This window comes from Dolichospermum sp. UHCC 0352, assembly GCF_009711925.1.
In the GTDB taxonomy this organism is placed as follows: domain Bacteria; phylum Cyanobacteriota; class Cyanobacteriia; order Cyanobacteriales; family Nostocaceae; genus Dolichospermum; species Dolichospermum lemmermannii.
The window spans coordinates 22,169-32,178 of the sequence record NZ_VIKY01000229.1 but is presented as its reverse complement, the minus strand read 5'-3'; the positions used below and the strand labels follow the sequence as shown (position 1 = coordinate 32,178).

10 protein-coding genes are annotated in these 10,010 nt (G+C 39.7%); 3 read left to right on the top strand and 7 right to left on the bottom strand.

Annotation, left to right across the window (positions count from 1 at the left end; translation table 11 throughout):
* Positions 1–71 precede the first annotated feature (71 nt).
* The 4 genes from FJR06_RS16380 to FJR06_RS16365 all read right to left on the bottom strand — a co-directional run bounded on the left by FJR06_RS16380 (position 72) and on the right by FJR06_RS16365 (position 4,502).
* Entirely contained in the window at positions 72–452 is a 381-nt protein-coding gene (locus tag FJR06_RS16380; RefSeq protein ID WP_174783013.1) for a hypothetical protein, read from the bottom strand.
* A gap of 61 nt (positions 453–513) precedes the next feature.
* Positions 514–2,229 carry an aconitase/3-isopropylmalate dehydratase large subunit family protein gene (locus FJR06_RS16375; RefSeq protein ID WP_168651822.1) on the bottom strand — a complete coding sequence of 572 codons (1,716 nt, stop codon included), beginning with the start codon at positions 2,227–2,229 and terminating at the stop codon, positions 514–516.
* A gap of 25 nt (positions 2,230–2,254) precedes the next feature.
* Positions 2,255–3,304, bottom strand: coding sequence for an isocitrate/isopropylmalate dehydrogenase family protein (locus tag FJR06_RS16370; RefSeq protein ID WP_168651821.1), 1,050 nt, complete (start codon positions 3,302–3,304; stop codon positions 2,255–2,257).
* A 553-nt stretch (positions 3,305–3,857) separates the two neighbouring features.
* Positions 3,858–4,502, bottom strand: a complete 645-nt coding sequence (locus tag FJR06_RS16365) for a DUF3386 domain-containing protein (protein ID WP_148763024.1) — start codon at positions 4,500–4,502, stop codon at positions 3,858–3,860.
* A gap of 103 nt (positions 4,503–4,605) precedes the next feature.
* Between FJR06_RS16365 and FJR06_RS16360 the strand changes: the two genes are divergently transcribed.
* The 3 genes from FJR06_RS16360 (at position 4,606) to rlmN (ending at position 7,558) form a co-directional block, all read left to right on the top strand.
* Positions 4,606–5,262, top strand: a complete 657-nt coding sequence (locus tag FJR06_RS16360) for a LuxR C-terminal-related transcriptional regulator (RefSeq protein ID WP_015078969.1) — start codon at positions 4,606–4,608, stop codon at positions 5,260–5,262.
* A 236-nt stretch (positions 5,263–5,498) separates the two neighbouring features.
* Complete coding sequence (locus FJR06_RS16355; RefSeq protein WP_015078968.1) at positions 5,499–6,332, top strand: metallophosphoesterase; 834 nt, start codon at positions 5,499–5,501, stop codon at positions 6,330–6,332.
* A gap of 155 nt (positions 6,333–6,487) precedes the next feature.
* Entirely contained in the window at positions 6,488–7,558 is a 1,071-nt protein-coding gene (gene rlmN, locus FJR06_RS16350; protein WP_015078967.1) for a 23S rRNA (adenine(2503)-C(2))-methyltransferase RlmN, read from the top strand.
* A gap of 13 nt (positions 7,559–7,571) precedes the next feature.
* On the opposite strand, the gene FJR06_RS16345 is transcribed toward rlmN, so the two are convergent.
* The 3 genes from FJR06_RS16345 to FJR06_RS16335 form a co-directional block, all read right to left on the bottom strand.
* Entirely contained in the window at positions 7,572–7,751 is a 180-nt protein-coding gene (locus FJR06_RS16345; protein WP_015078966.1) for a hypothetical protein, read from the bottom strand.
* 686 nt (positions 7,752–8,437) lie between these two features.
* On the bottom strand, positions 8,438–9,214 hold the full coding sequence (locus FJR06_RS16340; protein WP_015078965.1) for a sulfite exporter TauE/SafE family protein: 777 nt from the start codon (positions 9,212–9,214) through the stop codon (positions 8,438–8,440).
* A gap of 72 nt (positions 9,215–9,286) precedes the next feature.
* Positions 9,287–10,003, bottom strand: a complete 717-nt coding sequence (locus FJR06_RS16335) for a hypothetical protein (protein WP_015078964.1) — start codon at positions 10,001–10,003, stop codon at positions 9,287–9,289.
* Positions 10,004–10,010: the final 7 nt, after the last annotated feature.

Sequence of the window (10,010 nt, the reverse complement as noted above, 5' to 3'; positions counted from 1 at the left end):
CCTTCGACAAGCTCAGGGCATCGCTCCTGACCCTTCGACAAGCTCAGGGCATCGCTCCTGACTCCTGACTCCTAGCCCTCACAGACAACTTTTTCAGCAAACCCTAAATAGTTTTTGCTTTCTGAACTCAGATGATTTTTCAATTTGAGTTTTAACTCGTCTGAAATGGGTAGCTCTTCAATTTCTTTGACAAGCAATCTCACTGACTCAGTTTTGATTCGTTCTGAATAGACGGACTTAATAATAGCTTCAATCCCGTATGCAGCAATTGCATCTCCTAAAACTTTTGTCAGTCCGAGTAAACCTATCCCTCCGACAATGCCAAATGGTCCGCCTACTGCTGTAATGGCAGCAACAATACCAGCATTACTACCTGCTGATGTGACTGCTAAAAGGAGAAGAATTACGCCCGGAAGACCTAGACCTGCAAATTTTTTCACAATTTCATCCATTTTATCACCTAGCATTCTCGTATTGTGGGTTAAATATTTTTTATTTCCCTCTTTTTTAGATTTATTTTTCATCCAGAAGGTGGCTAATTTTCCCCTTTATGGCTGATATTGCCACTGTTCTTGGCGAGGCCAAATAGTTTTTACCTGTAGGATCGCCACTACGTCCTTTAAAGTTGCGATTGGTTGCATAAACTCCTGTTTCTTCTTTATCTAACACCCCCATTCCAGAATTAATACAAGCTCCACAACCTGACTTGAGAATCTGTGCGCCTGCTTGTGCAAAAATTTCCAGATAACCCAAGGCTTCAGCCTGTTCACGAATCTCTACGGAAGCAGGGACCACAAACAAGCTCACGCCATCTGCCAGTTGACGACCTTGTAAAACTTCAGCAGCCTGGGCTAAATCATAAAGCTTGCCCCCCGTACAAGAGCCAATAAAAGCTTTGGTAATCGGAGTCTCCTCTAACTGGCTAATAGGTATGACCTGATCTGGTTTTGGAGGACGGGCAACTTGTGGTTCTAAATTACTGAGGTCAAATTGATATACTTTTTCGTATTCAGCATCAGGATCGGCAATCATTTCTACAAACTCTTGTGTAGAACGACTTCTGACATAATTACGGGTTGTTTCATCAGGAACAATTAACCCACAGACTGCACCACACTCAATAGCCATATTAGCTAAAGTCAATCGTTCATCAAAAGGTAGTTGTGCGAGTATTGATCCTCTAAATTCCATTACCTTACCAGTAGCACCAGCACAACCAATTTGACCTAAGATAAACAAGATAATATCTTTGGCACTAATATGGTGCGGTAGAGTTCCCGATAAATCAAATACTAATGTTGAGGGAACACGAATCCACATATCCCCCATAGCATAGATATTCGCCATATCCGTAGTTCCCACTCCTGTGGAAAAAGCTCCTAATGCTCCATAGGTGCAGGTATGGGAATCTGTGCCGGCAATGATCATCCCTGGTCGGACAAATCCTTTTTCTGGAAGTAAAACGTGACAGATACCTGCGGCTTCCCCTGGGGAAACTACATCAAATAAGTGACATTCTTGGTCTTTGGCAAACTGAACCATCTGTTGATACATGAGTTCAGCTTTGTGATCAACACGGATGTCATTGACTTGGATGAAGTGATCTGCGACTAAAACTACCCGTTGAGCATCCCACAGCTTTGCATCTTCTCCATAGTGTTTATAAAATATTTTAGCGACAGGGCTGGCCACAGCATCGTGGGATAGGGCTAAATCAACTTGAGCAAAAACCACTTCTCCTGGAGTGACGTAGGTATTACCAGAGGATTTGGCTAAAAGTTTTTCCACTAAAGTCATGGGTCGCGGGGAAGTCGCGCTGGCAGGAATGGTAATTTTTCCCTGACGACGCTTTTGATTAAAAGGTATCAATCCACCGGCTGCGGCGATCGCATCAACTACCGGATTCTCCGGTTTTTCTCCCAAAATTTCCAGGGTAAGTCCAATATTGATACTATTACGATAAAAAATTTCTGCGAACGATCTCGCCCGAATCTTTTCTATTCCCGCAGCTTTGATGCCAATGGGGGCAATTTCTCGACTAGAACCACAGCCGAAATTTTCTCCGGCTTCAATCACATCGTATTTTAGTAACTCCCCTACTCCAATCAGATGTTCTAAAGCATAGTGTTTCAAATTATCAGGGTCATCATTTGTCGCCCGGTTGGCAGGCATAATATCATCAGTATTGATATCATCACCTAAGTATAAAATCTGTTTGATACTACTCATAAAGCCCCCGGAATTGAGAATGTTGTTAGCTGGAAAGTTCTTCTAGTAAAAGGTCAATTAATTTTTCAGTATTGATCAATATTTCAGATCCTTGGGGAAACAAATCGGCTGTCCGATATCCTTCAGATAACACTTGCTCTTGTGCCGTCATAATTCGTTGTGCAGCCTCTACTTCCCCCCATTGTTGAAGCATTAAAACACAAGCGGCAAGAGTTCCTAGAGGATTAGCAATTCCTTTACCTGCAATATCTGGGGCTGTACCGTGAATTGGTTCGTATAGTCCAAATCCATCAGCATTCAGACTGGCTGACCCTAATAAGCCAATAGATCCAACTAAAGCTCCACCAATATCGCTCAGAATATCTCCAAACATATTGCCCGCCAAAACTGTATCAAATCTCTGGGGATTAAGAACCATTTGCATGGCTAAGTTGTCTACCAGCATTGGTTCAACAACAACACCTGGAAACTTGATTGCTTCTTCTTGGACTATACGAGTCCATGGCAAATGAGGCAAAGCATTTTCTTTGTGAGCTACGGTGAGCAATCCTCTTCGCTCTTGGGCTTTTTGTAAAGCTATACGAGCGATTCGTCGAATCTCTTCATCGTAGTAGAGCATGGTATGGTAGCCATAAGCTCCCTTTTCATCTGAAGAACGTCCAGCCGGTCCAAAATAAATCCCACTAACTAATTCTCGAATGATTAGTATATCGAGTCCTTGAACCTTTTCTGGCCGAAGGCTAGATTTATGCACTAAACTATCAACAATCCGAATTGGACGCAGATTGCAAAAAAAGTCATAGTGCTTTCGCAGTTCTAGGAGTCCCCCTTGGCTAACCGCACCAAATACAATCCCATTAGCTCCATCGCACAGTTGGACAGTGGCTTGAGGGAAATAACTACCCATTTGCAAGAAGGCAGTTGCACCAAGCCAACCATAGTCTACCCGCAAGGTAAATCCTTCAATTTTAGCGACGTGTTGAAGAATTTGCAAGGAAGCTTCTACAACTTCTGGACCAATTCCTTCCCCCGGTATGGCGACAATCCGATAAGATGGCTTACTTAAAGACCCCATTTTTCCGTATTTGTTAAGTGAACTACCCTGTAAGTCTTACGGACAGGGCTTCCCAATTCATCGGGAATAGCCTCTCTTGTCTTAGTAGTTCTGTTGGACTGAGAGTTAGACATTCCCCCCAAGGACAGGAGTCCTGATTCCCAAGACACTTACCTATTAGCTTGGAAGTCTCTTACGGCGTTGGTACTAATAAGGATTAATACATCTTTAAATTGTTAAAGCTGAACTTCCCTCAGTAAAAACATTGACAATTTTGAAAATAGCATTGATTTGGCACTTTTCGTCGTATGAAAATACCAAGAATTATTGCTGACTACGGCAGGCTAGAAGCACAACCAAAAATATAATAATAGACAATCTAATATATGACAATACCTTAGCTAAAGATAATTTTTGGCAAAACTGCCAACAATAAGCTTAAACACAGGACTTACATGGGATTTCTCACAAAGAAAGGAAAAAAATCTGGAGATGATTTCGTAGTGAGGGCTTCAGCCCGCAAATGGGGCATAAATTCCTCACTACGAACTTTAAATTATTCAAGCCGTTCTACTTAACCTAACAACTCAATGTTAGAAAAGATGAAATCTTGAATAGAAATGCGTTCTGCGATTTCCGTGCGGATTTCCCGACGGTTAAGAATGTAGTAATTTCCTACCTTCTCATATTCATCAGTAAAATCGCTTTTACCGCCCTTTTGAGCGCCGGTTTCGGGGTCATGATAAACAGAATTGTATGTGTGAGAAAGATATCCTTCTCCAGTGTCGTGACTGCTGAAAGTGTCAATAGTCACAAAAGTACCGTGAATTAAACGGTGAACGTGGCAAACTTCATTGTTACGCACTTTGTACTTATCTCCTTCTGACTTTCCACCAACAAAAATTTCGACTGCGCCGGTTGCGTCAGTTTCACCGGGTCTAAAAGTATTTGCGCCGTGGGTTTGTTCAAAAGCGCGACGGACACGGTGAACGGCGATTTCCCAAGCTTGTCCGTGAATGGCTTTTTTAGCAGCTTCGTCTTCCACATTCAGAACTTCTGCCTTCATATTGGCATCAATCACCACTTGACCTTTGATCACTTGGTCATCATACTTATAAGTAATATCTGCGGTATAGCCAGGGAAATTTCCATCCCAAGTATAACGGTTTTGATAGGCAGCCTGAAAAAGTTCTTGGGCTGAGATTTGAGTAACTGTCATCGTGCTTGTCCTCTGGTTACAAGTTAAAATAGCTTTTTATCGTTGCTGGTATTAGCATAGAGGTAATTATCGAGGTTCGCATAGACCCCAAATGGGTACACTTATGGCTAAAACTCTCCACGCCATTTTTCAAGCGATCGCTAATGTCCAAAATGAGCAAGAATTAAAACTAGCTCTCATGGATACCATTGGCGACCATTTTGCAGTACAACATTGGGGTATGGATCTCCTAGGTGACCAATTAGATACTCAAATTGAAATTCCCGCTGTCTGCTTAGAAGCTAATCCCATTGGGCGTTATGTTGTCGAACGTCACGCCCCCACCCATGAACAATTAATTTTATCCCCAGAAGACTGGAAAAACTATTGCACTCGTCACGAACACGTAATGACTGGTCCGATAGTTTGTAATGGTCAATTAGTGGGGACTTTAAACTTTGCTCGTGACCCCGGAAGTCAGCCTTTTGATAGTAATGATTTAGCTGATTTAAGTGCAGTTTGTTTACATTTATCAGCGAAAATGGCCACACTCCAAGCAACACCAAAAACCTTTGCATCTGCTGGTAATTGTCCTCTCACAGCGCGAGAATTAGAAATTGCCAAATTAGTGGCTCAAGGTTTAACTAATGGGGAAATTGCCGTTAAATTATGGATTACTCAAAATTCTGTCAAGCAAGCTTTAAAAAGGATGTTCCGTAAATTAGAGGTTTCTACTCGTGCGGAAATGGTGGCAAAACTACAAGATAGATTAGTTTCCTAATAGCTATAAGTAGATCATCATAGAATGATAGATAATAGATACCCGACTTCTTAAATAAGTCGGGTATCTGAGTATTCAAATATGTTACTCTTTTGCTACAGTTAATATCAAAATATTTTGTTAATGTCAAAAGAAATCCGATTATATTTTGATAATTATAGGTTGGGTTAAGCGACAGCAACCCAACAAAATTTCAGAAATGTTGTCTTGATTTATAAACATAGTTTTATTCTATTATGCACAAATTATTAACTGGATCTTTGAGTACAGAAAAATTGACAGTAAAAATCCCCAACTTACCTCTATCATTAGCAGGATTAAAGTTGGTACAAATGTCAGATTTTCACTATGATAATGGTCTATTATCAGAAAAAATGTTAACAGAAGCAATTGCAGTTAGTAATGCCACAAAACCAGATTTAGTTATTTTAACTGGCGACTATGTTAACACAATTGCTAAACCAATTCATCAACTAGCACTAAGATTAAAAAATCTAGAAAGTCGCTATGGTGTCTATGCTATCCTTGGCAATCATGATATTTGTTATCCCAGTTCAAAATCAGAAATTACAAATGCTTTAACAAATGTGGGGATTAATGTACTTTGGAATCAAATTGCTTACCCAGTTGGAGAAAAATTACCTCTAGTGGGATTAGCGGATTTTTATGCCAAAGAATTTAATCCAGAAGCAATTATGAATCAACTTGATTCTACTACACCTCGGATTGTCTTATCTCATCACCCAGATACAGCCGAAATCCTCAAAAAATGGCGGGTAGATTTACAATTATCTGGTCATAGTCACGGTGGACAAATCGTAATTCCTGGACTGGGGCCTGCAATGATTTACTATGCAAAAATAGTCAAAAAAATCCCCAAAAAAATTCGGCGTAAATTACCATTTTTACGGAAAACCCATTCTATATTACGCCATTGGCAATGGTCACAGGGTTTACATAAAGTGGGAAATAATCAATTATATGTAAACCGAGGTCTAGGAACTTATTTCCCCGGACGGTTATTTTGTCCACCAGAGGTTACTATTATTACTTTGGAAGTCTCTCCATGAAGATTTATAGAATAATAGACCGCAGATAAACGCAGATAAACGCAGATGAAGACGGATGAATAATTTCTTCCTTTGCGCCTTTGCTCCTTTGCCCCTTTGCGCGAAACAAAAACAATATAGTACAATAGAAAATTAGCATCAAATTGTGATTTTTTATGTCTGCTACGCCGTTTGTATCTCAGCTAGATTCTCCTAACTCCACTAAATCTCAACTTCTTCCCCCTCTCCTTGGTGCTTCCGTGACGGAGTTAACTGCTTGGGTACAGCAGCAGGGACAACCGAGTTATCGGGGTAAGCAATTGCATGATTGGATCTATAATAAGAGTGTGCGATCGCTCGCTGATATTTCTGTATTTCCGAAAAATTGGCGTTTGCAAGTTGCAGATGTTCCCATAGGTCGTTCTTCTCTACATTACCGTTCTGTTGCCCCCGATGATACCGTCAAATATCTCCTCAAATTGACTGACGGGGAAATTGTGGAAACAGTGGGTATTCCCAGCGATAAACGCTTAACAGTCTGCGTTTCTACTCAAGTTGGTTGTCCTATGGCTTGTGATTTTTGTGCGACTGGGAAAGGTGGTTACAAGCGTAATCTTACCCGTGCGGAAATTGTTGATCAAGTCCTGACTGTCCAAGAGGATTTTCAAGAACGGGTGAGTAATGTGGTATTCATGGGCATGGGTGAACCATTGTTGAATACGGAAAATGTGCTTTTAGCGATTAAATCCATTAATCAAGATCTGGGAATTGGTGCGCGATTTATTACACTGTCTACTGTAGGTATCCGCGATCGCATTCTTGAAGTCGCCCAACACCAACTACAAATTACCCTCGCTGTCAGTCTCCACGCACCCAACCAAGCATTACGAGAACAACTCATTCCCAGCGCCAAACCCTACCCCATAGAAGACTTACTGGCAGAATGTCGAGAATATGTAGAAATAACTGGACGCAGAGTTAGTTTTGAATATGTTCTTCTCGCTGGAGTCAACGACTTACCCGAACACGCTTTAGAACTATCAAAACGTCTGCGGGGTTTTCAAAGTCACGTTAACTTAATTCCCTATAATCCCATTCAAGAAGTAGATTATAAAAGACCAACCCGTGAGAGAATAGAAGCCTTTGTTAATGTTCTTCAACAACAAAATACTGCGGTTAGTGTCCGTTATTCTCGCGGTTTAGAAGCTGATGCTGCTTGTGGACAATTAAGAACAACAAAAAGGTAATTATAATTGTCAATTATTTCCTAGCATAAATTCCTGGTGCATAAGCCTCAATTACTTTACCGGTGCGGGTGCAAGTTATCATTAGGTAATCGCAACTAGGGCATTGTGTCCGCGTAATTTGACTATCAGAAATATAGTGACGTTCAGCAGCACTACCGCAATTTGGGCAATGAATCTTTTGTGATACTTGCATTTTAAAACCCCTGGATTTAATAATTTTTTAGAAAAAGTGACAAAAATTGTTTAATTGTTGTGAATGTGAAAAATTTGATATCTTCGGTCATTATCTTAAACCTGATAATTATTATCATCATACCTGAGATATATAAATTTACTTTAGATGTAACTTTCCTTAGATTAGCAGTGATCCCTATGGTGCAATCCTTGAGATAGTCTTGTTTATTCTTGTGGAAAAATAAATTATTTTTCCATTCAAGCGTTACCAAATAGAAAAAACTGTAATCAAAGTCACAAAATCAATAGTTTTATATTTAATTAATATTTGCACAGACCACATACCTATCCCACCAGTCATACAATTATTGTGGGGTGGGCTTCTAGCCCGTCCATTTAGTATTTAGGGAACATCAAAAAATAAATTACCCAATTTTGTGGGATGGGCATCCTGCCCGTCCTTGATGATTAGCGGGCAAGACTTGTACTGAGCTTGTCGATAGCGCAGCGTGGCGTTAGCCATAGTATGCCCGCACTACAAGAAATTTTTGGGTATTTTTTTAATTGGAAGTCCCTTATACTAGATACTAGGAAAATATATTAGTCCGTTTTAACGGACTTGAGCTATGAGACAGGGAATTTATTCCCTTTCCGGTTGTGGAAGGCAACAGATAAGCCGTTTTGAGTATAATTGTATTTACCTACTTAACCATGAATAAAAAAGTAAGTAGTCATCCCAAAAGCTACCACAATCACGAATTTTCGCACCAAGCTGGGTTCTAGTCTGCGGGCAAAATGAGCGCATAAATAACCACCCAGAGAACCACCAACCGCCATGATCATAACTTGATGCCAAGCAATCAAATTAGCGAACATAAAAGGAATAATTGCCACACCATTAATGCAACTACCCAATAAAGTTTTAAAAGCATTAATAGAGTGAATATTTTTCATCCCTAAAAAGGTTAAAGTTGCTAACATTAAAATGCCTATACCCGCACCGAAAAAACCACCATATATAGAGATTGCCAATTGAGAAACTAGGAGAATAAATAAAGGTGGAGGTGCAGAAACATCATTTTTACTCTGAAGTTGCAGCCAGCTTTTTAGAGATTCACTAAATGTAAATATCAATGTTGCTGATAGTAACAAATAGGGCAGCATCTTTTTAAATACATCTGGTGATGTATATAATAAAGCCACTGAACCAATGACACCACCCACTAAACTGGTACCAGCTAGTAATAATAATTGTCGTTTTTCGATGTTTAAATCTCGACGATAAGCTCCTGCACTAGCTATAGCTGCTATCCACAGTGCAGTATTATTTGTAGCATTAGCGTTAATTGGGGCGATACCTGTAAATATCAGGGTAGGAAAGGTAATAAAACTGCCACCACCCGCTACAGCATTGAGTCCACCGGCAATAAATGCGGTGCTGAACAGAAGTAAGCTATGGATTAAAGTTAAATCTTGCGGCATTTTCTGTAATTAATAAACTCAGTTATACTGTTGTACAATAAAATACTGTAAGTTTATCGAATTATAGTTGATTTATTTTCTGGGTGCTGTTAAACCGGGGTAAATTCTCGAAGGTAGTCCAGGAGTTGTTATCAACCCAGGAGAACCAACTCTCCCATAGTTGGGATTATTAGTTAATGATTGAATAACTTGGGGATTCAAGCCTAATTGAGGTAAGTTAAACTGCTCTGTGGCTGTTCTCCCTAAATTTGATAATACACCAAGGTTTGTTAAATTTGTCCCAAAATTAAATGCTCCAGGTTGAGTTAGATTTGTGAGTAAATTAGTATCAATCTTGCCACCAGTAATGGCGATATTTCCGGCTTGGGTAAAGTTATTAATTTTCTGAAGAGAAGAGACAACACCATTGATAGTTATAGGCGTATTATTAAAAAGTAGAGAATTACCATCAGCAGTTTGTGATCTCCCAGTTATTAAACCAGATAAAGTCCCAATTGTCGGTTGACCATTTTGGAGAATACCTGCTAAATTACTAACTTCTTTTAATTGTCCAGTCCCTTGAAAATTAGATATTCTACCAATGTCAGTTTCTAAATTAAATGAGTTAACATCTAACCCAGTTAATCCATTAAAAACAGGTACTATGGGATTGTCATAGTTATAATTCAGATTTCCAGATAGATTACCACCTTGAATCATGATTTGCCCTTGAACAGGTAAACTAGCAGCTAAAATATAACTACTAAATATTCCCACTTTTAAAATATTACTAATAGATTTAGTCCACATTTTTTTT

Bases quoted from the DNA above. Each gene is read 5' to 3' on its own strand.
- FJR06_RS16380 (WP_174783013.1), bottom strand. From the start codon at position 452: ATGGATGAAATTGTGAAAAAATTTGCAGGTCTAGGTCTTCCGGGCGTA.
- FJR06_RS16375 (WP_168651822.1), bottom strand. From the start codon at position 2,229: ATGAGTAGTATCAAACAGATTTTATACTTAGGTGATGATATCAATACT.
- FJR06_RS16370 (WP_168651821.1), bottom strand. From the start codon at position 3,304: ATGGGGTCTTTAAGTAAGCCATCTTATCGGATTGTCGCCATACCGGGG.
- FJR06_RS16365 (WP_148763024.1), bottom strand. From the start codon at position 4,502: ATGACAGTTACTCAAATCTCAGCCCAAGAACTTTTTCAGGCTGCCTAT.
- FJR06_RS16360 (WP_015078969.1), top strand. From the start codon at position 4,606: ATGGCTAAAACTCTCCACGCCATTTTTCAAGCGATCGCTAATGTCCAA.
- FJR06_RS16355 (WP_015078968.1), top strand. From the start codon at position 5,499: ATGCACAAATTATTAACTGGATCTTTGAGTACAGAAAAATTGACAGTA.
- rlmN (WP_015078967.1), top strand. From the start codon at position 6,488: ATGTCTGCTACGCCGTTTGTATCTCAGCTAGATTCTCCTAACTCCACT.
- FJR06_RS16345 (WP_015078966.1), bottom strand. From the start codon at position 7,751: ATGCAAGTATCACAAAAGATTCATTGCCCAAATTGCGGTAGTGCTGCT.
- FJR06_RS16340 (WP_015078965.1), bottom strand. From the start codon at position 9,214: ATGCCGCAAGATTTAACTTTAATCCATAGCTTACTTCTGTTCAGCACC.
- FJR06_RS16335 (WP_015078964.1), bottom strand. From the start codon at position 10,003: ATGTGGACTAAATCTATTAGTAATATTTTAAAAGTGGGAATATTTAGT.